Source organism: Rubritalea profundi (assembly GCF_002954445.1).
GTDB classification, from domain to species: domain Bacteria; phylum Verrucomicrobiota; class Verrucomicrobiia; order Verrucomicrobiales; family Akkermansiaceae; genus Rubritalea; species Rubritalea profundi.
This window is the reverse complement of sequence record NZ_MQWA01000001.1, coordinates 2,899,688-2,923,765: the sequence shown is the minus strand read 5'-3', so window position 1 is coordinate 2,923,765 and position 24,078 is coordinate 2,899,688. Positions and strand designations below refer to the sequence as shown.

Below are 24,078 nucleotides of genomic sequence, written 5' to 3'. Positions count from 1 at the left end.
TAATTTAAACATAAATAATCATCATGGCTTCAGAAAATAACAAGAGCTGCGGAAGTGGATGCGGATGCCACTCCGACGAAGGAATTGAACAGGAAAACTTGTTCAACCGCAGAACCCTACTCAAAGGCGCTGGCGCAACCCTCGGTATCGCAGCATTTGCCAAAGCTTTAGCCCCCATCACCGAATGGACAAAGGACATTTCAGTAGATGAATTTCTCCAGAAACACTACAGGGAGTTAGACAAGAGTGAACTGGCAGCCGTCATCAAGCGGATCGAAGCTGAGACAAAAGAAGACTACGGTAAAGAAGTCACAATCTCAGCCCCACAGGCACAAAAAGGTGTCAAATTTGCTTACGCCCTCAACTTGAGTATCTGTGTCGGTTGCAGACGTTGTGCCGAAGCTTGCCATATCGAGAACAACCACGACAGAGCGTCTGGCAACTCTTACATTCGAGTCCTGGAAATGAGCAAAGGCTCAATGGACATGGAACACGGAAACGCTGACTACAATCACCCTATTCCCCAAGACGACAAATTCTACATGCCGGTGCAGTGCCAGCAATGCGACAACCCACCCTGCGTCGATGTTTGCCCAGTAGAAGCCACTTGGAAAGAACCAGACGGCATTGTAGTGGTCGATTACAACTGGTGCATCGGTTGCCGCTATTGTGAAGCAGCCTGTCCCTACCACGCTCGTCGATTCAACTGGGAGAAACCACAAATCCCAGCGGCTGAAATCAATCCAAATCAAAGTTATCTCAGTAACCGAATCCGCCCACAAGGAGTGATGGAGAAATGCACATTCTGCCTCCACCGCAAACGTGAAGGAAAAATGCCAGCCTGTCTCGAAGCCTGCCCAACCGGCGCTCGTGTTTTCGGAAACATCCTAGATCCCAATTCTGAAATCCGCAAAGTGCTCGAAAATAAGCGCGTGTTTGTCCTCAAGGAAGAACTCGGCACCAAGCCAAGCTTCTACTACTTCTTCGACGAATAGGCCTCCAGCACGCATCCACCTTTCAAAAATTTATCCATAGATCTCGTAAATAATGTCACAAGACTCTGATCTCCACGACGCGACGCACGACGCCAAGTTCCACGCCACCACCTACCCGAAGTTCCTTAGGCTAGCCCTCCATCTCTGCACCCAAGGCAGTTGGTCATTCTATGCCTGGATGATTCTACTCAGCGGTATCACCCTAGTCGGCGCAAACGCCTGGGCCATCCAGGTGCGCGACGGCATGAGCGGCACGGGCATGAGCGACCACGTATCCTGGGGGCTCTATATTGCCAACTTCACCTTCATTGTTGGTCTCGCCGCAGGAGGCGTGATGATGGTCATACCTGCTTATCTTTATAAGGATAAAGACATGCACGACACGGTGATTATTGGCGAACTGCTCGCCATCGCCTCCATTGTTATGTGCCTCATGTTCGTCATTGCTGACCTAGGTCGACCTGATCACTTCTGGCATATGCTGCCCGTGGTGGGGAAATTTAACTGGCCAGTCTCCATGCTCACCTGGGACGTACTCGTACTCAACGGCTACCTACTGATCAACCTGCACATCTGCGGCTACTTGCTCTACAAGCGATTCCTAGGGGAAAACCCGAATCCTAAATTCTACATCCCCTTCGTATTCCTCAGCATCGCATGGGCCATCTCGATTCATACAGTCACCGCCTTCCTCTACTCAGGCCTCGGCGGGCGGCCGTTTTGGAACACAGCCTTACTGGCTCCACGATTCCTCACCACCGCCTTCTGTGCCGGAACAGCATTCATCATTGTCGTCCTTCAGATCATCCGTCGTATGACCAACATGAAAATTGGTGAAGGGTCTATTAGAACCCTCGCAAACATCATGCGGGTCACCATTTGGATCAATATTCTGATGCTTATTTCTGAGCTATTCAGCGAATTCTACACTGGTGGTTCACACGCCTCAGCAGCCCACTACCTCTACTTTGGACACAATGGGCTCAATGCCCTGCAACCATGGATCTGGACATCCACCGTCTTCGTCATTGTCGCTGCGATTCTCCTCCTTCGTCCCAATATTCACAAGCACATGCGCACACTCGATATCGCATGCGTGCTGGTATTCGTCGGCATCTGGATCGAAAAAGGAATGGGTCTCATCATCCCCGGCTTCATCCCCTCTACTCTACACGAATGGGTAGAATACATCCCTACAGCGCTTGAATGGAAAATCAGCGCCGGAATCTGGGCAGCGGGCCTCATGGTCTACACACTCTTACTTAAAGTCGCCATCCCGATCTTCACAGGTGAAGCAATGGAGGTTGCAAAGAAGAGAAAATAGAGCAGATTGCCGCCAGAAACATTATTCATCTATGATATCCTACGGAAAAACAGCTCGCTGCGCACTTGCCGCACTCTGTCATTTAGCCAAGTACTATGAAGACGGCATCCCCCTAGGCTCTCAGAAAATCAGTGAAGCTATCAATCTACCTCAGACACTTGTCGCCAAGGTTCTCACCACAGTTTCCACAGCTGGACTGATCGAAGGCACTCGCGGTCCAAAGGGCGGCTACCGACTATCCAAGGCCCCCAGCGAAATCAACGTCTACCAAATCGTCAAACTGTTTGGGCAGGACAAAAATAACGACGATTTCTGCCCAATGGGACCAGGATGGTGCGGGGTAAAAGACCCGTGTCCGTTTCACGATACGATACAAAAACTCCGCGACACTACCGACAAAGCCCTCCGCTCGACCACTCTCGATAACTTCGCTAGCAATCCTTAAGTCCATTTTGAGGGCAGCAATTGTGCACTCACCAAGCTTTACCGCGAGCCAAAGAAAGCTCAATATTCAGCAGACTACCCCATCATTATAACCCCTTGATAAAATTAAGGATAAAACACTCTTCAGTCTCCTTAATCATGCTGTAATCTTTTTATATCCGAAAGGACATCCTGTATCGTAGTATAGGAATCCCACAGATGGAGTGAACATTTCTAAACAAACACCACCCTAGAAAAATGACAAAACACACAAGAAAGACTCTCATAGCCATGGCCTGCGTTCTGAGCCCATTTATTGACGCTAGCCTCGTTCTAGCTGAAGCTGACGATCACCTCAGCATCCTAAAAGAGCCCTTAGTAGGAGAAGAAGTCGCCATCCTAACCGACGCTCCCAATGTTCCACCACAAATCACCCGAAAGCATCGCACCAAAATGGTTGTGAATTTGGAAGTCACCGAGGTAGTCAAACGCATGGCTGATGGCGTGGATTACACCTTCTGGACATTCGGTGGCAGCGTCCCAGGAAAGTTCATTCGTGTCCGCCAAGGTGACCTAGTCGAATTTCATCTAGCGAACCACCCGTCTAGCAAAATGCCTCACAACATCGACCTTCACGCAGTCACTGGTCCCGGTGGTGGAGCAGCCTCATCTTTCACTACACCTGGGCATGAGTCTGAGTTTTCATTCACGGCTCTAAACCCAGGCCTCTTCGTATACCACTGCGCGACAGCCCCAGTAGGCATGCACATTGCAAATGGCATGTACGGGCTCATTCTCGTAGAACCCAAGGAAGGCCTACCCAAGGTCGACAAAGAATTCTACGTGATGCAAGGTGACTTCTACACCAAAGGAAAATACGGTGAAGCTGGACTCCAGCCATTCAGCATGGAAAAAGCCATCAAAGAAGACGCCGACTACGTTGTATTCAACGGATCTGTCGGAGCGCTCACCGGCGACAATGCGATCACCGCAGATGTCGGTGATACAGTTCGCCTCTTCGTAGGAAATGGAGGGCCAAACCTCGTTTCTTCATTCCACGTGATTGGTGAAATTTTTGATAAAGTCTACACAGAAGGTGGACTGGGAACGCCTAACAAAAACGTCCAAACCACACTCGTCCCAGCAGGCGGCTCAGCTATCTGTGAGTTCAGATTAGACACATCTGGAACCTTCATCCTTGTCGACCACTCTATCTTCCGCGCATTCAACAAAGGTGCCATTGGAATGCTTAAGGTCGGTGGTGGAGATGAAGCTACGAACAAAATCGTTTACTCAGGTAAAACTGATGACCGTATTTACCAGCCAGAAGGCGGAGCTATACAAATTATCCCCCAAACTGCTAGAAAACCAGCTAAAGCTGCAAACAAGGGCGAACGTATTGAGCGTGGCAAGATCACCTACACCCAAGTCTGTAGCGTATGCCACCAGGCTAATGGAAAAGGAATTCCCGCTGCGTTCCCGCCGTTGGCAAAATCTGACTACCTCAATCGCAGCATCGATGATTCCATCAGCGCTCTCGTCAACGGCATCGCTGGAGAAGTCACAGTCAATGGCGCAAAGTTTAACAGTATCATGCCTAAGCTAGATCTATCAGACGATGATGTCTCAAATGTTCTCACCTACGTCTACAGCCAGTGGGACAACAACGGCACTGAAGTCACTCCTGACATGGTCAAGAAAGTCCGAGCCAAAGCTGTAAAGCCCCTCAATACTGGACACTAACGGCTTAACAAATTAGCTAAATGAAACTCACTCGCATCCTTTTAGTCAGTCTACTATCCTTGCTCACCTTGAGCTTAGGATGGGGTGCTAGTGAATCTATCACCGCTGTCCCCATGGTGGAGATTCCAGCAGGCTCCTACATACCGCTCTACACCACAGATAAAACTCCCCGCAAAGTCGACGCATTTAGGATCGACACACTCCCAGTCACCAAAAGACAATTTTGCGCATTTGTCATAGCAAACCCAAAGTGGCAACGCTCAAATCTTCCACGAATTTTTGCAGACAAAACGTACCTACAAGATTGGCTAACCGACACCGATCCAGGTGCCGATTTAGAATCACCAGTCACCCATGTTTCCTGGTTTGCAGCCCGTGCCTATGCCACTCATTTAGGTAAACGCCTCCCCACTGTCGACGAGTGGGAATTCATCGCCCGAGCCGACGAGACTAGGGCAAACGCCACCGCTGATGACTCATACACACAAACAATTCTAGGCTGGTACGCAGCCCCCAACAAATCCCCCATACCACAAGCTAATACCTTTCCCAAAAACTTTTACGGAGTCCAAGCACTCCACGGCCTCATCTGGGAGTGGAACGAAGACTTTAACAACTCCATGGTCACCGGTGAGTCTCGAGGTGACAGCGGCATTGAGCGCAATCTATTTTGCGCAGGTGGAGCGGTAAGTTCTACAGATGTTAGAAACTACGCTGCATTCATGCGTTACGCCTTTCGCTCCAGTCTTAAAGGGAATTTTAGCACCATAAACCTGGGCTTTCGCTGCGCCTCATCTCCGACACCTCTTACTGACTCAAAACCATGAAATCATCTACCTTCATTGCCCTCATTGCATGCTGCCTCGACGTTCACGCCGAGTCTCCTAACAAATCTAGCAAAGACGTGGCTCCCCCCGTAACTCCAAAAATCGAAAAAAAAAGTGGCTCCATGCTGCGCAAATCACCCCAAGCTAGCTGCCGGTGAGATATCGGACTCGTCCATTTACCAAATCGACTCGAGCTGGAAAAACCAAGCTGGATCACAAGTTAAACTAGCCTCGCTCAATGGCAAAATCCAAGTAGTCACTATGGGCTATAGCAAGTGCGAATATGCCTGCCCAAGGCTCATGGCCGACATGAAGGCCGTAGAAAAAGGGCTGCCAGAAAAATTAAGAAAACAAGTAGGTTTCAATTTTTTCTCCGTCGACACCACAGACACGCCTGAGCGCTTAAAAACTTTCGGTAACAGTCATAAGGTTGATTTCACACGTTGGAATTTTTTCAGCTCCAATACCCCCACCATTCAAGAACTCGCAGTGGTTCTTGGAACCAACTATCGTCGGATTAACGATAAAGACTTTGCTCACTCAAACCTCATCACAGTCCTTAACGAAAAAGGGGAAATCGTCCATCGCCAAGAAGGCTTATCAGGACCTCCAGAGCCCATTATTGCGGCTATTGTTAAAGCTGCACGAGCTTCTAAATAAAGAGATTACCTAACACATTTCCATAACAGCACTGAAACAGTCCTCCAGCTCGGAGGATAAAAAAAGCCGGACTCCAACAACTTGGAGCCCGGCTTTTAAAATAAGTGATACTCTACTGGCTAAAGCCACCAAGTGCTCCTTGCCCTTCGCCCTGGAGACGACGGTTCCACGGTATGGCACTGTGCTCACTCTGCGGCCCCAAATCTTTATCTACTGGCTTAGGAAGACTACCACACGAGATGCTCAAAACGCTGACTACTGCTGCCAGTCCTACTGCTATCCATTTTACTGCTTTCATTGGCCGCATACTAAGCCTCGCGCCGCCCCTCGCAAGTGAAATTTCACCAAACCAATAGTTCGTGAATAGTAAGCATTTGAGAATCTACTTCGCAGGAGCAACTACTAGGCCTAGAATCTTAGCTATTCCCCCATCCACGTACCAACGCACCTCGCAAGAATCGATGCTACAGCCATAGACACGGCCGGGATCCTCTTGGTAGGCTGGTCGAGGATCTAGCGAAATTGTCGACTCGATCAGCTCTCTGCGCTCTGGAGAAACCAAACACTCGCAATCCCAAATGACAGGCATCCGCTCGGGCGTCCCCGTTACAAAGCCACCTCTAGCTCCTTCCACTGAGTCACAAAACGGCACGTACGGCTTCACATCTAAAATAGGGGTCCCATCTACCAAATCCACGCCACGCACTTGCAACACAGGCCCTTTGGGGTGGCTTGAGTCGACCTTGACTAACTCAACCACAGAGAGACCAATCCCGTTAGGTCTATACGGAGCCCGCGTGGCAAATACCCCTTTGCGCTCATTCCCACCCAATCGTGGGGGACGCACCGTTCCTCTCCCCTTTTTTGCCTGAGCTTGATGGAACTGGAAGATTAGCCACAAGTGACTGAATCCCTCAATCCCTCTCAAAAAAGCTTCACCACGGTACGCTTCATCGAAAACGACCCGGCCCCATGCCTGAGGAACCAAGCCAGGCTGTCGTGGCACACCAAACTTTTCGCCATAACACGTCTCTACGACCCCAATTGGTTCCATCTGCAAACTCATGAGTACCATGCTTGGTAATCTCACTCTAACTGGCAACTGAAAACTCTCGCTATCCAGCTTCCCAGCATTGACCCCACACCAATCCACCTCTAGTTTGAATGCTCATGCGTATTGCCGCCTTATTTCTAGCTACTCTCATTCTGACGCCATTGGCATCGGCTGCACCCACTGCACCCGCAGCCATCACAGGAATGGAAGCTATCACTCCCTACCAACAAGGAGTCCAAGCCCTGAGCGACCACCTGCCCGACCTCGCAGTCACTCGCTTTGAAGAAGCCTACAAGATTCCCAAACTCACCACGGAACAAAACCGAGAAATCCTCTACAGGCTTAGCGAGGCTCAGGTCCGAGCAAATCAGCCTGAGAAGGCTCTCGACACACTTAATCATAAGTTTTTTAATGACCACCCCGAGAAAGAATTCTGGTTAGCTCAAGCATTGGCGGCCCAAGGAAAGTACATCGAAGCCATTGAACACTTTAAAAAGTTAGATCCTAAGTCGGACTATACTAATGAAGCAACGCTCAGTCTCGCATCCCTCCAGCTAGATCTTGGCTTCCGTGATGAAGCGATCGTGAACTACCTCAAGTCGACTCAGTCAAAAGATGAGGTCACTAAGCTCAAGGCCACCACAACACTCGCTGAGATCTATCTTGAAAGCGGCGATCTAAAGAAAGCTAAAGTGACGATCGAAAGCATTCCAAGCGGCAGTAAGACAGGTATCTTAAAAACAGTACTCGATGCGCAGTTCGCTCTCACCAGCAAAGACTATCCAGCTGCTATCGAGAAGTTCTCAACCTTTTTCAATGGAGAACAGAAACTCCATCCTAGGCTCTATCAGATAGCGCTGATCGGCTTGGCTGACGCACGCCACGCTGCAGGACAAACTCAAGAAGCTGTGCTAGGCCTCATTGATTTCATCAGCACACACCAAGACTCCCCCATCTTACTTCCAGCCTTTGAACGCCTGAGCGCCTGGGCAACCGTGCCAATGCTTATAACTGACCCATTCTACATCCAACTCAGAAAATGGGCCGAACGCGAGCAAGAATCAGCACCAGACTTCGGAATCAATTTCGGCTCAGACTTCATTGTGAGCCCACTCCCCCCTGCAATGGCTCTCAATACCACGAACCCCTATTTACGAGCAATTGCGCATTACTACTATGCCATACACACCGCACAATTAGACATAGCGGGCTCACTAACCAAAGCACAGTTCGAGCTCTCAGCCTTTCGTATAACTTACCCACAACACGCACTCTTTGGTGCATCGATTTTTGAAAGTTCGAAGATCCAGCTTAAACACAAAAAGCGTCTCGGCGCGCTCTACACACTACAAAGTCTAGCAGACCTAGCTCGAGTAAATGAAATTACTCTTGCCCCCGAGGCTCAGTCCCAGGCCGGCTTCATAGCTGGCATACTCAGTGTCGAGCAAGACAACTACTCTGACGCCCTCAAAGCATTTGAATTGGCCGCACGCTCAAACAACACACACCTAGCCAGGGCTGCTAAAATCAACTTGGGACTCTCAGCTCTAAGAAGTGCTGACCTCGCCGCCTTTGACGCCCAGCAAAGGAAGATTACTAACAAAGAGCTCGCTACCGAGCTCAGTATCGAGCGCGCCCTCTGGCTAGCCCACCAAAAGCACCCAGAAGCGCGTGAAGCCCTCAACAGTTTCCTACTAAAGAATCCTAAAAATCCACGTGCTGTAGATGCTCGTATTGCGTTAGCCTCCATCTGTGCGACTCAGCCACCGCTCGATTCATTACTCAGCAAAGCCCTCATCGATAGTGTTGACAGCTCAAATCTCAGCGAAGCACAATTCACCGACTACACCCGAACCAGCTACCTTCTAGCGGAACTCCAACAAGATTGGCCCGCCGCGATCGAAGCACTCGATACCTACTTCAAAAAATTCCCCAGTAATGTGAGTACATCAGAGTTCAAAATGCGTAAGGGTCTTGCCCTCTATCGAAATGGCGAGCACAACAAGTCACGTCAGCTGTTAGGAAAAATTGCCCTAGAAAACCCAGAGAGCCCACTCACCTCCTTTTGTCACTACTATGCTGGGATGGCGGCTAGATTAGAAGGCACACCGCAGGCTCTTAAAGAAAGTGTCGACCTCTTTGAGAACGTCCTCAAAATCAAAGGAGCCCTGGTGCTGGAAGCTCGAATTCAGCAAGCCCGCGTACTGCTCGACATCAACCGTACAGAGGAAGCTAAAATTTCTCTCAACACCGTCTACAAAACAGCATCTACCTCAGCCCAACAACGCGAGATTGGAATTCTTCTGGCCACAGCCCTCCACACCCAAGGTGCCGAAGACCCCGGTCAATACACCAAGGCCATCGCCATCTACGACCAGTTACTCACCCACAAAAAACTTCCCCTAGCATGGAACAACCAAATCCATTACATGAAGGGCCAGACGCTTGAAAGCATGCAGAAAGACAAGCTCGCACTCGACTCGTATTACCAAGTCGTCAACAAAGAAAATATCGACCCCAATGCTCCTGAAATCCAGCAGGAGTGGAAGTGGTTCTACCAATGCGGCTTCAAGGCCATCGCGTTATTAGAAAAAAACAAAAAATATAGGGCAGCAGTAGCAATCGCAAAAAAAGTAGCATCCTACGGCGGGCCCGAGTCAGAATCCTACCTGAAACGTGCACGAGCTCTAGAAATGCAGCACATGATCTGGGAAGAATAGGCCCTCGGGTGTCAATGGTCATGAGTCAAAAGTCAATGGGCCTCATGCTAATGAAACCTTGGCGCGGTATATTAAGATCTCTCCCTACTACGTAGCTGAAACAACCAACTGAACACTTAGCACACTTTATCCTTTCCCCTTTATCCATTTCCCTTACTAAGAACACTATGAACAGCAGAGATAGATTCCTCACCGCCGCGAACTGCGGAGAACTCGAGCGCCCACCCGTATGGATCATGCGTCAGGCTGGCCGCTACCTTCCTGAGTACCGCAAGCTCAAGGAATCCTATTCATTCACAGAGATGGTCAAATCTCCTGAACTGGCCACCGAAGTCACCATGCAGCCACTGCGCCGCTATGACCTCGATGCCGCGATCCTCTTCTCAGACATCCTAGTGATTCCAGAAGCCATGGGCCAACCTTACCACTTCCGCGAAGGCGGCGGCATAGGTATGGACTACGTGCTCGAAACTGAGGCCCAAATCGATGCACTCGATGAGACTGGCACAGCAGAAAAACTCATCTACATGGGCAACGCCCTCACCTCCATCCGCAAAGAAATCGGCATGGACAAGGCACTTCTTGGATTTGGTGGTTCACCGTGGACCCTCGCTGCTTATATGACTGAAGGAGGCTCCTTGAAAAATTGCTCACGTCTCAAGCACATGTTCTACGAGGACCGAGCCTTGTTTGAGAAGCTGATGGAAAAGATCTCCACAGCCCTCATCGACCTCTTCCTCATGCAGATCGCTCACGGTGCTGACGCACTCCAAATGTTTGACTCAGCAGGTGCGTGGTGTTCAGCAAGCGACTACGAAGAAATGTCAGTCAAATGGATGCGCCGCGTCATCTCAGCTCTCCCAACTGACTTCCCAATCATTATTTACGCTAAAGGAATGGCGCACCACTTCACCGCACTCATTGGAGCTGGCGCAAAATGCCTCAGCGTCGACTGGACTGTCGACCTCCCAACATTCCACTCAGCACTCCCGCAAGGAATCGCGGTCCAAGGTAACTTCGACCCAACTATCCTCGACGGCACCGCCGAACGCACAGTGATCGAAGCCACTCGTCTGCTCGACTCCATGAAAGGACGCAATGGCCACATCTTTAACCTAGGCCATGGCATTCTCCCATCCGCTAAGCCAGAAAATGTGGCTGCGCTCGTAGAGACCATCACCAACTACCGCTAGACGATCGTGAGTGAAGAAGAGAAATACCCCTACGCCACTCTCGAGAACGACGGATACGAACTCGATCTGATCGAAGCCGAAAACCGGCAAAAACAAGGCTTTCTCGAAGAGCCCATTCCAGCCGACGACGAGCGCTTCGCTGTCGAGGAGGGAGATATTGTCAAACTCGTATTCCACTACGCCAAGCCGTTTAAAGTAGAGGGTAAATCCCATTCACTTGAGCACATGTGGGCCGTCGTCACCAACACGGACGATGGTATCATCGTCGGCTACCTCGACAACCAACCGCAATACACCAAGCTACTCACACCTGGACAGGAAATCAACTTCCACCCAGAGCACATCATCGCCATCTGGCGCGGGGAGTAGGTACCTCGTAACTCATCATCTCAAGTCAAATGTGAGGTCACAGATTGCGATAGCTGCCAAAGGTAGGAACGTCGCAAGTCTAGCTGTAAAGTCTGGTGATTTCATCTTCTCTCCAATAGGTCTAACCTCTGATCTTTGTTTATTTTTTTGCTCTTGAACTTCTAATTTAGCTTCAAGAATACCATTTAACTGGTCAACTATTGCACAAGCGCTTTTGTATGGCTCTTCATCATCACTTCATGCTTGGATTCCAATTGGAAGTGCTCCCCTCGAAGTAGGGTTACTGCTTTGGGGTTGCGAGTTGCGGTACTGTCTTATCTCCATCGACTAGTGTCTCTGCGACAATGGTTTTTATTTTCCACTGACCAGTGCTCTCGAATGATGCGAGCTAGCTCTTTTGGCCTACGTTGCCCTTCTTCGAGGCCAGTGTGTTGCTTTGCATCGTGAAAACTCTCAGCAAGCAGTGGCCGGTACCGATGTGCGTTTTCCCATTCATATTGAAGAGATCTGAGGGAAATCGCCCTGATATTCAGCCCGTAACACATTTTACACCATTGCTTTACAAAATAAGCCTTCTAGGGTGACTGGAACCACGATGTGAATTCGAAGTCACAGGCTATTCTCAACCAAAACCCAATATACCCTTAAATTCGGCTTTCCACTGTAATTTCGGGATAAACTGTAAATTACAGATCCAAAAATTTACTTACTCCATATGAACTTTATCAGAAAACCTCACTTTCCGATCATTGCCCTTACAGTCATTGTTCTCAGCACATGGCTGGGACTAAAAACTGACAAATCCTCGTCTAATTCAGATGTCCCCGACCAACGCTCCGGGAGGCATACCGTTTCGCAAGTTGCGGATTCCACTTCTACCACAGGCTCTGAAAACACATCGGGCACTATGAACGCGTCAACCGCACCTGTTCAGGCCAAAGAAATCGTTGGAACCAATACGAAGGCGGATCATGCACACAATCACACCCAGCTCGTTGCTGCAGTTAAAAAGCTACACGCGGACAAAGCAAACCAAGCAAAAGCCGCTCCCGCACGCCCAGCAATCAACGATCCGAGGGCGTTGCGCCCATTCGGTAAAGATGCGCCATTTGTGATCAATGACCTGCCAGACGGTAAGCTCAAGGAAAACCTCCTGGCCCTGACTCCTAATCATAAAGCCTAAGCTCTCAAATGGCTTCATTCATTCACTTTCAGCGGTATTGATGCGATTGATAGCCTCAGAGCAGATAAAAAAGGTGGCATTTTCTATACCTGTCTCGGTACCGACGGCCACGGCAAAGGCTGCGCTCATCATTCTCACTCCTCCACCCCATCAACAAAATCAACAAAATCAACAAAATCAGCGAGTAGCGGCGAGGTGGTTGTCGAGGGAACTAGCGAGCCCACTGCTCCAGTCACTGCTGCTGCATCGGTTTCGATCAGTTCCCCTCCTATTTACAATTCAAAGCCTGATGCACCCAATCATATCTACCTCGATTTTAATGGTGGCATTGTCCCTGATACTACTGATTGGGAGGGGGCACCTGCAGGAGGCTGAGACTGTTATGCTTATTCTCTTGATAGTGACTATGATAATTTTTCAGACGCTGATCAGACTGCTATTCGTAGAATATATGAAAGAATTGCGGAGGATTATGCGCCTTTTAACGTCAATGTCACAACTGATAAGACCTATGACCCGGATACCTATACAGGTGACAAAAATAAAGTAGGCTGGCTTCTTACTACTAAGGCTAAGGACAAAAATAATGTTGATACTCCAACACAGAATGGCGGGCGCGCTTATGTTGGTGTATTTGGAAATAGCAACTATGCCACGGCAAAGCAACCAGCATGGGTCACGTATGACAACTTAAGTGGCGGTGATGAAGATAGTGTAGCTGAAGCTGCCTCTCATGAAATGGGACACAATATGGGACTTAGCCATGACACCACAACGAGCGATACCATTGGCTACTATGGTGGGCACGGTACTGGAGATACATCGTGGGGGCCAATCATGGGTACTGGGTTCAATCGTGATGTTACTCAGTGGAGCAAAGGTGATTACTACAATTCTTACAACGAAAGCACTGATGATGACCTAGCGATCATCAGTGCACGCGTGCCTTATCTGGCAGATGATTATGGAGACGACATAGCAACCGCCACGCCTTGGTTCTCCGAAACGGATGGCTCGATCACGCAAGCAGGTCTAATCGAAACCACCGACGACCCCGATGTTTTTGAATTCGCCACAGGTGCCGGCACCGTTGTTTTTAACGCGAATACCTTTAAATCTGATGCAGCCAACAGCCACACCAACGGGGGCAATCTTGATATTAATCTAGAACTACGCGATAGTAGTGGGACACTGATTGCATTAGACAACCCCGCCTTGGGTATGAACGCATCTATATCGCAATCAGTAGCAGCCGGTAATTACTTTCTATTTGTTATACCTAGTGGAGCGGGTTCACCACTAGCTAGTTCACCAACAGGCTACACAAGTTATGGCTCTTTGGGACAATATTCCATCACAGGAACTATCGTCCCAACTGACCAGATTGCTTTAACTTCCCCCAATGGTGGCGAGGAGTGGATGAGAAGCACATCACAACCTGTCACATGGCTTTCAGGAATGGGAGGCCATGTGAAAATCGAACTGTTTAAAGGTGGATCACTTGACAGCAGCCTCGCGGCAAACACTCCTAATGATGGTTTATTCAATTGGGTGATCCCATCGGATCAAGCAGAAGGAACCGACTACAAAATAAAAATTACCAGTATCGATCAACCCTCAAAATTAGATAAAAGCTCTTTAAATTTCTCCGTATTACTTGAATCGAATGATATTCTCATCGCAAATATGGATGCCGATCCAGGGTTTTCAACAACGGGTCTTTTCGAGTTTGGCATACCAAGCGGGGACAACGATGCGGCAAATACAAATACAGGCACAAACATTTATGACACTGATTTAGATAGTACCTGTTTCACGGCAAGCACCTTGACAACATACGCTCTTGATTGCTCGAATCATTCTAATGTGAGCCTTGAATTCTGGGCACATACTTATCTCTACCCAGATTACACTGCAGTGTTTGAGGTATCCAACGATAACATCAACTGGACGCCACTACTCTCGCAAGCTGGCATGTCCACTCGCAGTTGGACGAAATACAGTTACAATATTTCTTCCGTGGCTGATGGGCAACCCACTGTTTATGTCCGCTGGTCAATGCTTGGCAGTGGCACACAGAGGCCAGGCGGCGGACTTGCGATTGATGATGCCCAAGTGGTAGGCGACTTTGTTCCAGCTGACGATGTGAGTCTCACCAGTCCCAATGGTGGAGAAAATTGGATCCCCAATATTCAGAATCAAATCACATGGAACTCTAGCATGGGCGGTAATGTGAAAATTGAGCTTTTGGAGGGAGGCTCCGTCAATGCGGTCATTGCTTTGAGCACGCCTAATGACGGTTCTTACTTATGGACCGCACCCACAGCTCAAATGTTAGGCGGTGACTATAAAGTTCGTATCCAGAGTATTGAAAATACCTTCCCGTATCGACGAGAGTGATACAAACTTCTCTATTATATCTACACCTGTGACCGCCGCCTTACCCTACAACGAAAGCTTTGAGGGATCCACTAACAATTGGACTCAGGAACTATCTGACACTTTGAATTGGACTAAATACTCAGGGCAAACACCATCCGGTTCCGGCACCGGTGGCACAGGACCTACCACTGCTAAAAATGGCAATTATTACCTCTACACGGAAGCATCGAGCAACTCCAATAAAACAGCTGAATCATGCTATTGGTTTGATCTACGCGCAACAGTGAGTCCCGAATTTTCATTCTATTACCACATGTATGGTACAGCTATGGGAACTTTGAAAGTTGAAGGAAGCATTGATGATTCCAATTGGACAACACTATTCAATGAGCCGGGCGATAAGGGAAACGCCTGGAATTCGGCGCAAGTTGACTTGAGTGCTTATGCGGGAAAATATCTAAAATTGAGAATCACGGGTATGACTGGTTACAGTTGGACGAGTGATATGGCCATCGATCAACTCTCACTGGATGAAACGTCTACGACAACATACACCCTTAGCTACAATAGTAATGCATCAATCAGTGGCAACGTTCCCAGTAGCCAGGTGAAAGGTGCAGGTATCAGTCTGACCTTAGCGGATGCGGGCACTATGACGAACACCGGCTACAAGTGCACTGGCTGGAATTCAGCTGCGAATGGCAGCGGTACGGCTTATGCGCTCGGGAGCAGCTATACGACTGAGGCGAATCTAACCCTTTATGCGCAGTGGTCACTCACCGCATTTGAAACATGGACTGAAGGTGGACTTCTATTCTCTGGAGACACAAACAACGACGGTATCTCAAACGGTCTAGCCTGGTTATTAGGCGCGGGAAACTCATCGGAAACTGCCCTAAATCTACTACCAGAAGGTTCGGAGAGCAGTGGGAATTTGGTCATGACCTTCAACTGCCTCAACGCAGCCAACCGTGGTAGCGCTGTGATGAGTATCCAATACAGCAAGGATTTAGGAGTGATCGATTTGTGGACCAATAACTCCGTTGTGATTCCCGAAACAAGTGGCACCGTCGATAGAGTGATCTTCGTGATTACCCCGAACGGTAATGTCAATGAAGTGCAGGCTACCATTCCAGTAGCAGCTTCTTCTGTCTTTGGTAGGATTCACGGAAATGCGGCTCCTTGATGGAAGCGTGAAGGGGATTGATCTTACTACCCCCCCCTAGATTCAACTCCCAAACTATGCACAGGAAAGAGTGGATTTGAGTTGATGTGTCGAGGGGAGCAGGCCAAGCCAACTTACATTTATGAACCTTCTACCACTCCTGCCTTGAATTCGCTCATTCAAAAAAATCACCCAGTTTCCTGCGGCGAAGCAGAAACTGGACGCCAAGGGTTCCAATTCGCAGAAGCTTACACCTTGCCAAAGTCCTAGCCAGCCACTAAGAAATCACAAGTCTTTTGGAAAGTTACAGCCTTGGGTTACTTAGTGTCCCGCACCCCCCTTTCTCCTCTCTCAACAACGCCCTGCCCAAAAGCAAATTCCTAGCAATAACGCACCAAGATCCAACACCTTATAGAATGCACACTTTATTCAGAATCTGCGCGCTACTTACAGCCGCTTTATTTCTCCCCTACCAAGCGCAATCGGCCCCACTGGTTCACCACTGGAAAGACTGCACCCTGAAATTTGATGGTGAGCAGATCGAAGTCGCTAACTCCCAAATTCGACGCAGTTGGCAACTGGGAGCAACATTGACCCCTAAAAGCCTCACCGACCTTCGAACCAAGACCGAATGGATCAAGCCTTCAAACAAGACCACAGCGATCAAGGGATGGAAGGTTACCCATCAAACCACCAAGAGCAACGCCGTCGAAGATGAGTCGCTGCACATCCAACTCGAACACCCAGCCAATGGGCAAAAATACCAAATCCGTATTTTCCCAGACACCCCAACCATAGAAGTCGAACAACTTGCCAAACCCAAAGGCGGGCCGGAATCAAAGGTGGACGATTTAGCTCTGGCTGACCCCAGCAATCTCACATTTACCAATGTGACACTCAAAGACCACACCGACAAGAACCTCAAGGGTCTGGTTTTCACCAAGAACTATCCACTCTCTGAAGCATTCCAAACAAGTGGCAACATTGCATATATCGAGAATAACACTACGCGTTCAGGCATTCTTTTCATCAAGATGGCCCCCTTGCCGCACGCTCGAACCCAAAAGGTAAGTCATGATTTTTCGTGGGACGGCAAAGCCCTGCAATGGATCGGGCCGGGATTTAATTCTATCAGCAAACGCGGATATCCATGCGCTGTCATCTGCTACTCCGGAGGTCGCGCTGGCCGCATCGCTGCCAGCCAAAAGTATCAACGTTCACTGCGCCGCTACGTCCCAGGAAGGGATGGCCAACTTTTAAGCAACACATGGGGCGATCGCAGCCGAGATGCCAAAATTGGCGAAGAATTTCTAATTCGTGAAATCATCGCTGGCAAAAAGCTCGGGGTGGATGTGATGCAAATCGATGACGGTTGGCAGCGCGGCACCACCCAAAACTCCGCCGTCGCCCGCTCCAAATCTGGCGTTTGGTCAGGGTTTTGGAAAGCCGATCCTAACTTTTGGTCGCCTCACGAAGAACGACTCCCCAATGGGCTCAAACCCATCATGCTGGCAGCTCGAGAAGTCGGCCTCAAAACCGGCCTGTGGTATGCTCCCGATTCCGATGATGACTTTGGTAACTGGGAACGTGACGCCAATCGCATCCTAGAACTTTACCGTGATCATGGTGTCACCTATTTCAAACTCGACTCGATTGTCATGACAACGGAGATCGCTGAAAAGCGAGTACTGCTGCTTATGCATAAGGTGATCGAAGAATCCAAAGGCAAGGTAGTCATTGACCTAGATGTCACCGCTGGCATCCGTCCGGGCTATCTCGGAGCCGTCTCTGTGGGTACCGTCTTTGTGGAAAATCGCTACACCGATTGGGGCAGCTACTGGCCCCATAAAACGCTGCGCAACTTCTGGCAGCTCAGTGAATTTATCGACCCTGTTCGTCTGCGGATGGAGTTCCTCAACAACTTTCGCAATGCCACAAAATCTAAGAAATACATAGGATCCGAGCTGGCTCCTTCGACATACCCAGCCTCCTACCTGTTTGCCTCGGTCATGTTTTCCTCCCCTCTCGCATGGTTTGAGGTCTCAGAGCTTCCTGAGAAATTTTCCAGCGACGTGACGCCATTGATCGATGTTTGGAAGAAACACCGCAGCGCCATCCACCAAGGCGATATCATCCCGATTGGGCAAGTCCCCGATGGAAAAAGCTGGACTGGCTTGTGCTCCATTGCAGCCGACCGAAAATCTGGATACGCCGTGATCTTTCGCGAAGTGAATGAGCAAGCGAAGGCAACGTTTGACATCCCTCTGATCAAATCTATCAACGACATCGAAGTGCTGCATGGCGAAGGCGAAGTTTCATTCAAAGACGGCAAACTCCATATCAGCCTTGCCCAACCGCGCAGTTTCATTTTTGTCCGATTCTAGACTGGTCCTCAAAACAGCCATTATTTGCCGAAGCCTCATGTGGTCGCCATGTGGGGCTTTTTTTGTAAGTTACCAGTCGCCAGACTCTAACCTTCAACCAAAATAGCTGAGAGGAATGGTATCAGCTCTTTGCTATGTCAGAGAAGAGGCTGGAAACCTCTTCTACGCTCGCTTGAGCTTATGCTGCTCCCCAATAATCCAAGCCTGTCTCATTACGGTTGATTGGTCTACGGGTTGGATGCCCTATCCCCCCCGGTGATTGGGAGTGGGGTTGGCAGGATATTTATCCCCCGAGGCCGATTACTTGATCAGCGGAGGATCAGGGTCAGTCCACCCAAGCCGATAAGGGCGTTGGAGGTGGGCTCAGGAATAACATCGTTGATGGTGGGCACAGTAACAGCATCGTTCGTGATGGGTTCAAGGGCAACATCGTTGGTGGTGGAATCAGGAACAGCGAGGGCACCACTGCTCACTTTAACATTGTCGATTACCCCAGCAGTTCTGCTGTTACCTGCCGCCCATACGTCTCTGAATTCAACTTGCAAGTCCTTGCCGCCGGCTAAGCCCGCACCTTCATAAGTGAAGGAAATGTTGTGGAATAAAGCGTCATGGGTAACGCTCCCTAGTTTGCTCGCGACCTGCGAACCACCTGCATATAGTCTAACATCATACCAGTCAGCTACAGCGACGTTTTCACCGCCAAGATCCGTCTGGACGTCGAAGGAAACCGTGTAAGTCAGACCTCCTATGACGGACCCGATCATTTCATAGACATTTGCCCTATACCTCTCCGCCGTTTCTCCTCTCTGCCAGCTCAAGTTACCGAATCGATCAGGCAGGAGATCTGGAAAGTGAAGTGAAACTATACCAGGGAGGGGCGAGCCCCAATCAAGCAAGCAAAATAGTCTCGATTCCATTTACGGTTGATTGTTCTCCCAGCTACCAACTTCTCCTGATGAAGGGCCAATCAAAACACCAACGCGACCGCCAACAAGCAGCCAAAAAAGCAGCGGCGCGGAAAGGTCTCCCGCTATTACCAATCATGGTAATGATGTTTGCGTCGGGATTTGCCGGTTTGGTCTACCAAGTCCTGTGGATGAAACAACTCGGCCTGCTGTTTGGAAACACTGCCCATGCCACCTCCATCACATTGGCCGCATTCTTTGCTGGGCTCGGCTTTGGCAGTTGGTGGTGGGGAAAACGCACGAGCGCCTCAGCCAACCCGCTGCGGCTCTATGCCGGACTCGAAGTCGGCATCGTGCTGACAGCTCTGATCTACTTCGTGATCTTGAAGATCTTCTACGGGATTTACCCACACGTCTATGAGTCCCTCTCTGGCACCGCTTGGTTACTCACCATCAAGTTTGCGCTTTCGCTGCTACTGATCTTCCCCGCCGCCTTTTTCATGGGCGGCACTATTCCAGCAATCGGCCAAGCCATCATCCGCCAGCGTAGCCGATTTGGCCGGATGTCCGCCTTTATCTATGGCACGAACACACTTGGAGCGGCCTTAGGCGTGTCCTACGCAGCCTTTGTTCTGATCCCCACCTTTGGGTTCCAGACCACTTACGCAATAGCGATATCTCTATCGGCAGCAGTCGCCGGACTTTCCTGGTGGCTGTCACGCCGACCCGAGGCCGCGGTCGATACGACTGAATCCAACCACATGCTGGATGAGGAACCAGAAAGCGAATCGGTATCCCAAGACAACTCGCTCAGCGACCGCATGATCCTCCCTCTCTGTTTTTTCTCAGGCTTCTCAGTGCTCTCTCTCGAAGTCGTTTGGACCCGCATCTTCGCACAAGTGCATGAAAATTCAGTCTATTCATTTGCGATCATCTTAACAGTCGTGCTGATCTGCCTAGCACTGGGCGCGTGGATTAGCTCGCTGCTAGCACGACTCAAACTACCAGCACTCCAAGTCACAGCAGTGCTGGTGGTCATTGGCGGTGCCTTACTCTTGCTTAACCCATGGATGTTGATGCAGGTGACGAATGACTTACAACCGGTCCACAAGCTCGAGTCCTGGGACAACTACGTGAACCGAATTTTCAGCATCGGCTTTCGTGGCATCGGCTTAACGGTGCTGGCACTCGGCATGGTCTTTCCATTCCTGATGAAGACAACCGAGCAGCATGCCAATCAACCCGGTCGCACGCTCGGACGCATACTCGCAGCAAACACGCTAGGCGCCATCACCGGCGCTCTGATCTGTGGTTTCATCCTACTCCCATCCTTCGGCATGTGGGGTAGTATGCAATTACTCGCCGCCGGCTACCTGATCGTCGGTCTCCTCCTCCCTATCGGCTGGAAGCGTGCCGCCATCCTCACCCGATCTTGTGCTGCCGTCTGCCTCATTCTGCTCTTCACTTTACTGAACCCAGCAAAATTCCCAACCCAGGGACAACACCCAAATTTAAAGCCCTTCAAAGTTCTTCAAGCCTGGGAAGGCAGCGACTGTACGGTGACGGCTATCAAAAATTCCAACGGCCATATCGCGATCAAAATCAACGGCGCTTATTCCTTAGGGTCAACCCAAGTCTTCACCGAACAAGCGAATCAATCACGCATACCGCTGATGGTCTACCCGCAGGTCAAAAGCATTTGTAACATCGGCTTCGGAACCGTTATGTCGGCGGGGGCTTCGCTCGGCCCGGAATTCCCCAATGTGAACCGCGTCATCAGTTGCGAACTCACGGCTGCGGTGGTGGAAGCGGCAAAGCCCTACATCCCACCCGAAATGACCGGCGGCGTTTTTACCGACCCACGCTCGAGCATTCTGATCGAAGATGGCCGCCACTACCTTACGGCGTCGAATCAAAAATTCGACATGATCAATGCCGATCTGTTTCTTCCCTTCCGTCGCGGTGCTGGCAGCCTCTACAGCCTCGACCACTATCAAGCCGCTGCAGAACGCCTCAACCCAGATGGTGTTTTTGTCCAATGGCTACCACTCTACCAAATCACCGAGACCGAATTCGGAGTCATAGTACGGACGATGTTGGAAGCATTCGAGCAAGTCACCTTGTGGCGCGACAACTTTACCCCTGGCAATGAGAAGGTAGCTCTCATCGGACAACGAAACAACAAACCGCTGCCGATCCCGCCACCCGTGGAACGTGATACCATGCTGGAAACGTTGGAGGGTGCGAGCTGGTATCAGGCTTCCTCCAAAATGATAGCTCCATCACCATCGACGATTCTATTCAACTACGTTGGTAATTTGACCGAAGCTCGCCGGCTTTTCGATTCCTACCCGATCAACACTGACGACAAACCGATGATCGAATATCAAACTCCGCTGTTATTTCGTGAGGTGGCGGCAAAAGACAAAGTGATCTGGATGGTCGGCCCCAAACTCACCAACATGATAAATCAAATTTTGTTAGAATCTCCGATTGCGATCGACCCCATGCTTGTTGGCCACCCGACCTCCAGCCGACGACTTTCCATAGCAGGTGGGGCATTCCACCAATCCCTAGTCTCCAAAGCTCTTGGGGAATCAGAGGAGTCGCTGGACGCATGGGACCGATTCCAACAACAATGGCGCATCACGGCTGATGGCAAATAATGATAGCTTATTCAGCCACTTCACGACCTTGTGACGTGGCTCAAAGGCTCCAACACCCGACTTTCTCCTTTATCCCAGCAATCTCGCGGCTAGTGTTGCGGATGTTATTGGCCGCAAGGCTCAGCGAAGACCGCATCCATTCACCAGCCGCGGAAAAACAAACCTCATGAAACCACTGCGCATCAACCTCACGATTCTACTCTCCATGCTAGCCGTGGCCTTTACCACCCCATTACAGGCCAAGCCTCTCAAAGTCTTCATCCTTTGCGGTCAGTCGAACATGGAGGGACACGCACAGACCAAGACCTTCCCCGCGATTGCCAAGGACCCTAAGACAGCGGACATGTACAAGGAGATGGTGGATGCCGATGGTAAACCAGTGGTGTGCGGTGACGTGTGGATCGCCTATTCCTACGGCGATTTCTCGGGAAACCCGGTCGGAAAAAGATCCGGTAAACTAACGGCCGGTTTTGGCAGCCAGCACCATATCGGAACCGGCAAGATCGGTCCTGAGTTCACCTTCGGAATCTACATCCACAAGATCCTGAATGAGCCAGTCCTGCTGATCAAGGATGCCTGGGGTGGCAAAAGCTTGATGGTGGATTTCCGTCCGCCCAGTGCCGGTGAGATCCCCGATGAAAAAGTGCGGGAGAAAGCGAAAGGGAAGACTGGAAGATATTACAAACTTCTAATCGAGCATGTGAAGAAAGTCCTCGCCGATCCCAAGAAGGTGTATCCGGATTATAATGCCAAGGAAGGCTTTGAGCTGGCTGGCTTTGCCTGGTTTCAGGGTTTCAACGACATGGTGGGACCCTACCCGAGGGTTGATGCTGCCAAAGGCAAGAAGAGCCCCAAGGATTTTTCCGAATACAGCCGTCTCCTCTCCTGTTTCATTCGCGATGTGCGCAAGGACCTGTCCGTGGCTAACCTACCCTTCGTGATCGGGGTTATGGGTGTGGGTGGTGAAACGGCGGGTGAAAACACAGATGCATTCCGCAAGAGCATGGCCGCGCCGGCCGAGACTGATGAGTTCAAAGGTAATATCGCCAATGTATTCACTGCCAAATACTGGCCCACCGAATTGGATGCCGTCCTCGCCAAGTCAAAACCGCTCAAAAGTGAACTCTCCAGCAAGAAGAAAGAACTCAAAAAACAGGAACTGAATCGCGATGACCTGCGGAAGCAAGAAGCCAAGTTAACCGAGCTAATGCGCCGCGAATTGGAGAAGGTTCTGACCGACGATGAATTGTTTTTGCTGGACAACGGAATTTCAAATCAGGGGTTCCACTACTACGGTTCCGCCAAGTGCCTCGGACAGATAGGCAAGGCCTTCGCCGAGACCTTGATTGACCTGAAGAAGAACGGGCGAAAGAATCCGTAAGAACCGCTCCCATCCTCACCAACGTTAGTTGCTGGAGGCTCCCTTATACCATCTTCACAGTTACATTGGCGGAATGAGCAAATCTTGGGTTTTACTTTGCCAGCAGAGCTGGATTAATGAGGCGGCACTGATTCTTTCATATTCTCCCAGCGTTACGCGTCAGTCTCATAGCTCGCTATGCTCCTTCCTTGCGCCTTGTTAAAATCTAAAATTATCAGCGTCATTCCGACAATCTAACCGCTCAAATGGTAGTATGTCCCACAGGGGCGCTCTATTGAAGCCTCGAGGGCAACGCCTATGGATCATGATCCAATAAATATTAGAGCCCTGAATTGGGCGACCTCATTGTTGCTTAGCCAAATAGTGTCACGAATCATTTGATCATTCTCCTAAGTGCTTTCTATATGAGTGGCATTCAAGTAAAGATTTGAACCCTTATAAGGTAACACAAAACCTATGAAAGAAATCAGGGGTACAGCTAATGAAAGCTGTACCCCTTTCCCTCATAAAAAAGTACACCTCCCAATGTACTTCCTAGAAAAATGGTGGGCAGAGAAGGATTCGAACCTTCGTACACTTACGTGAGCAGATTTACAGTCTGCCGCCTTTAACCACTCGGCCATCTACCCATCGTAGAAATTTTAGAATCGCATTTGATTCAACGGTTAATACCTCATGCGAGGCGGGAGACTTCTAGGACGACT

General features: G+C 49.9%; 19 protein-coding genes and 1 tRNA gene. 16 read left to right on the top strand and 4 right to left on the bottom strand.

The annotated features are described in order from the left end of the window. Nucleotides 1–23: 23 nt before the first annotated feature. The 7 genes from BSZ32_RS12870 (at nucleotide 24) to BSZ32_RS12845 (ending at nucleotide 5,972) form a co-directional block, all read left to right on the top strand. On the top strand, nucleotides 24–995 hold the full coding sequence (locus BSZ32_RS12870; protein WP_105043790.1) for a 4Fe-4S dicluster domain-containing protein: 972 nt from the start codon (nucleotides 24–26) through the stop codon (nucleotides 993–995). A 52-nt stretch (nucleotides 996–1,047) separates the two neighbouring features. Next, nucleotides 1,048–2,319: a sulfate reduction electron transfer complex DsrMKJOP subunit DsrP gene (gene dsrP, locus BSZ32_RS12865; protein ID WP_105043789.1), complete on the top strand. Its 1,272-nt coding sequence runs from the start codon at nucleotides 1,048–1,050 to the stop codon at nucleotides 2,317–2,319. Between the two features lie 31 nt (nucleotides 2,320–2,350). Beyond that, nucleotides 2,351–2,764: an RrF2 family transcriptional regulator gene (locus BSZ32_RS12860; protein WP_105043788.1), complete on the top strand. Its 414-nt coding sequence runs from the start codon at nucleotides 2,351–2,353 to the stop codon at nucleotides 2,762–2,764. Between the two features lie 236 nt (nucleotides 2,765–3,000). Then, nucleotides 3,001–4,485 carry a copper-containing nitrite reductase gene (gene nirK, locus BSZ32_RS12855; RefSeq protein ID WP_105043787.1) on the top strand — a complete coding sequence of 495 codons (1,485 nt, stop codon included), beginning with the start codon at nucleotides 3,001–3,003 and terminating at the stop codon, nucleotides 4,483–4,485. 20 nt (nucleotides 4,486–4,505) lie between these two features. Beyond that, complete coding sequence (locus BSZ32_RS12850; protein WP_206018836.1) at nucleotides 4,506–5,312, top strand: formylglycine-generating enzyme family protein; 807 nt, start codon at nucleotides 4,506–4,508, stop codon at nucleotides 5,310–5,312. Beyond that, a complete protein-coding gene (locus tag BSZ32_RS18925) occupies nucleotides 5,309–5,470 on the top strand; it encodes a hypothetical protein (RefSeq protein ID WP_165788541.1) in 162 nt (53 codons plus the stop codon). The genes BSZ32_RS12850 and BSZ32_RS18925 overlap by 4 nt, the downstream gene beginning before the upstream one ends. Continuing rightward, on the top strand, nucleotides 5,427–5,972 hold the full coding sequence (locus BSZ32_RS12845) for an SCO family protein (protein ID WP_105043786.1): 546 nt from the start codon (nucleotides 5,427–5,429) through the stop codon (nucleotides 5,970–5,972). The genes BSZ32_RS18925 and BSZ32_RS12845 overlap by 44 nt, the downstream gene beginning before the upstream one ends. 112 nt (nucleotides 5,973–6,084) lie before the next feature. Here the strand turns inward: BSZ32_RS12845 and BSZ32_RS18455 are convergent, their stop codons facing one another. Further along, the gene (locus tag BSZ32_RS18455; protein ID WP_129589745.1) at nucleotides 6,085–6,270 is read right to left on the bottom strand and encodes a hypothetical protein; all 186 of its coding nucleotides are present in this window, start codon (nucleotides 6,268–6,270) and stop codon (nucleotides 6,085–6,087) included. An 84-nt stretch (nucleotides 6,271–6,354) separates the two neighbouring features. Next, complete coding sequence (gene tsaA, locus BSZ32_RS12840; RefSeq protein WP_105044853.1) at nucleotides 6,355–7,026, bottom strand: tRNA (N6-threonylcarbamoyladenosine(37)-N6)-methyltransferase TrmO; 672 nt, start codon at nucleotides 7,024–7,026, stop codon at nucleotides 6,355–6,357. Between the two features lie 116 nt (nucleotides 7,027–7,142). Between tsaA and BSZ32_RS12835 the strand changes: the two genes are divergently transcribed. The 7 genes from BSZ32_RS12835 (at nucleotide 7,143) to BSZ32_RS12800 (ending at nucleotide 18,422) form a co-directional block, all read left to right on the top strand. Further along, on the top strand, nucleotides 7,143–9,746 hold the full coding sequence (locus BSZ32_RS12835; protein WP_165788834.1) for a tetratricopeptide repeat protein: 2,604 nt from the start codon (nucleotides 7,143–7,145) through the stop codon (nucleotides 9,744–9,746). A gap of 167 nt (nucleotides 9,747–9,913) precedes the next feature. Further along, nucleotides 9,914–10,939: a uroporphyrinogen decarboxylase gene (gene hemE / locus BSZ32_RS12830; protein ID WP_105043784.1), complete on the top strand. Its 1,026-nt coding sequence runs from the start codon at nucleotides 9,914–9,916 to the stop codon at nucleotides 10,937–10,939. Nucleotides 10,940–10,945: 6 nt separating this feature from the next. Further along, nucleotides 10,946–11,308 (top strand): DUF2314 domain-containing protein, encoded by a 363-nt coding sequence (locus BSZ32_RS12825; RefSeq protein WP_165788833.1) that lies wholly within the window; start codon nucleotides 10,946–10,948, stop codon nucleotides 11,306–11,308. Between the two features lie 715 nt (nucleotides 11,309–12,023). Continuing rightward, nucleotides 12,024–12,491: a hypothetical protein gene (locus BSZ32_RS12820; protein ID WP_105043782.1), complete on the top strand. Its 468-nt coding sequence runs from the start codon at nucleotides 12,024–12,026 to the stop codon at nucleotides 12,489–12,491. A gap of 438 nt (nucleotides 12,492–12,929) precedes the next feature. Continuing rightward, a complete protein-coding gene (locus tag BSZ32_RS12810) occupies nucleotides 12,930–14,891 on the top strand; it encodes a Ser-Thr-rich GPI-anchored membrane family protein (RefSeq protein WP_105043780.1) in 1,962 nt (653 codons plus the stop codon). Then, complete coding sequence (locus BSZ32_RS12805) at nucleotides 14,860–16,059, top strand: InlB B-repeat-containing protein (protein WP_165788832.1); 1,200 nt, start codon at nucleotides 14,860–14,862, stop codon at nucleotides 16,057–16,059. The genes BSZ32_RS12810 and BSZ32_RS12805 overlap by 32 nt, the downstream gene beginning before the upstream one ends. Nucleotides 16,060–16,454: 395 nt before the next feature. Then, nucleotides 16,455–18,422: an alpha-galactosidase gene (locus BSZ32_RS12800; protein WP_105043778.1), complete on the top strand. Its 1,968-nt coding sequence runs from the start codon at nucleotides 16,455–16,457 to the stop codon at nucleotides 18,420–18,422. A 308-nt stretch (nucleotides 18,423–18,730) separates the two neighbouring features. Here the strand turns inward: BSZ32_RS12800 and BSZ32_RS12795 are convergent, their stop codons facing one another. Beyond that, the gene (locus tag BSZ32_RS12795) at nucleotides 18,731–19,339 is read right to left on the bottom strand and encodes a hypothetical protein (protein ID WP_105043777.1); all 609 of its coding nucleotides are present in this window, start codon (nucleotides 19,337–19,339) and stop codon (nucleotides 18,731–18,733) included. A gap of 38 nt (nucleotides 19,340–19,377) precedes the next feature. Here BSZ32_RS12795 and BSZ32_RS12790 point away from each other — a divergent pair, with 38 nt between their 5' ends. Together BSZ32_RS12790 and BSZ32_RS12785 are read left to right on the top strand one after the other, a co-directional pair. Continuing rightward, nucleotides 19,378–21,993 carry a fused MFS/spermidine synthase gene (locus BSZ32_RS12790; RefSeq protein ID WP_105043776.1) on the top strand — a complete coding sequence of 872 codons (2,616 nt, stop codon included), beginning with the start codon at nucleotides 19,378–19,380 and terminating at the stop codon, nucleotides 21,991–21,993. A gap of 166 nt (nucleotides 21,994–22,159) precedes the next feature. Then, nucleotides 22,160–23,374, top strand: a complete 1,215-nt coding sequence (locus BSZ32_RS12785; RefSeq protein ID WP_105043775.1) for a sialate O-acetylesterase — start codon at nucleotides 22,160–22,162, stop codon at nucleotides 23,372–23,374. 543 nt (nucleotides 23,375–23,917) lie between these two features. Here BSZ32_RS12785 and BSZ32_RS12780 read toward each other — a convergent pair. Further along, nucleotides 23,918–24,003: transfer RNA gene (locus tag BSZ32_RS12780), tRNA-Tyr, on the bottom strand. Nucleotides 24,004–24,078 lie beyond the last annotated feature (75 nt).

What these genes read in the sequence shown, in the direction of transcription:
- BSZ32_RS12850 (WP_206018836.1), top strand. Translation starts at nt 4,506, where the DNA reads ATGAAACTCACTCGCATCCTTTTAGTCAGTCTACTATCCTTGCTCACC.
- BSZ32_RS12820 (WP_105043782.1), top strand. Translation starts at nt 12,024, where the DNA reads ATGAACTTTATCAGAAAACCTCACTTTCCGATCATTGCCCTTACAGTC.
- BSZ32_RS18455 (WP_129589745.1), bottom strand. Translation starts at nt 6,270, where the DNA reads ATGAAAGCAGTAAAATGGATAGCAGTAGGACTGGCAGCAGTAGTCAGC.
- dsrP (WP_105043789.1), top strand. Translation starts at nt 1,048, where the DNA reads ATGTCACAAGACTCTGATCTCCACGACGCGACGCACGACGCCAAGTTC.
- BSZ32_RS12785 (WP_105043775.1), top strand. Translation starts at nt 22,160, where the DNA reads ATGAAACCACTGCGCATCAACCTCACGATTCTACTCTCCATGCTAGCC.
- BSZ32_RS12800 (WP_105043778.1), top strand. Translation starts at nt 16,455, where the DNA reads ATGCACACTTTATTCAGAATCTGCGCGCTACTTACAGCCGCTTTATTT.
- BSZ32_RS12835 (WP_165788834.1), top strand. Translation starts at nt 7,143, where the DNA reads ATGCGTATTGCCGCCTTATTTCTAGCTACTCTCATTCTGACGCCATTG.
- nirK (WP_105043787.1), top strand. Translation starts at nt 3,001, where the DNA reads ATGACAAAACACACAAGAAAGACTCTCATAGCCATGGCCTGCGTTCTG.
- BSZ32_RS12790 (WP_105043776.1), top strand. Translation starts at nt 19,378, where the DNA reads ATGAAGGGCCAATCAAAACACCAACGCGACCGCCAACAAGCAGCCAAA.
- BSZ32_RS12870 (WP_105043790.1), top strand. Translation starts at nt 24, where the DNA reads ATGGCTTCAGAAAATAACAAGAGCTGCGGAAGTGGATGCGGATGCCAC.
- BSZ32_RS12860 (WP_105043788.1), top strand. Translation starts at nt 2,351, where the DNA reads ATGATATCCTACGGAAAAACAGCTCGCTGCGCACTTGCCGCACTCTGT.
- BSZ32_RS12795 (WP_105043777.1), bottom strand. Translation starts at nt 19,339, where the DNA reads ATGGAATCGAGACTATTTTGCTTGCTTGATTGGGGCTCGCCCCTCCCT.
- tsaA (WP_105044853.1), bottom strand. Translation starts at nt 7,026, where the DNA reads ATGGAACCAATTGGGGTCGTAGAGACGTGTTATGGCGAAAAGTTTGGT.
- BSZ32_RS18925 (WP_165788541.1), top strand. Translation starts at nt 5,309, where the DNA reads ATGAAATCATCTACCTTCATTGCCCTCATTGCATGCTGCCTCGACGTT.
- hemE (WP_105043784.1), top strand. Translation starts at nt 9,914, where the DNA reads ATGAACAGCAGAGATAGATTCCTCACCGCCGCGAACTGCGGAGAACTC.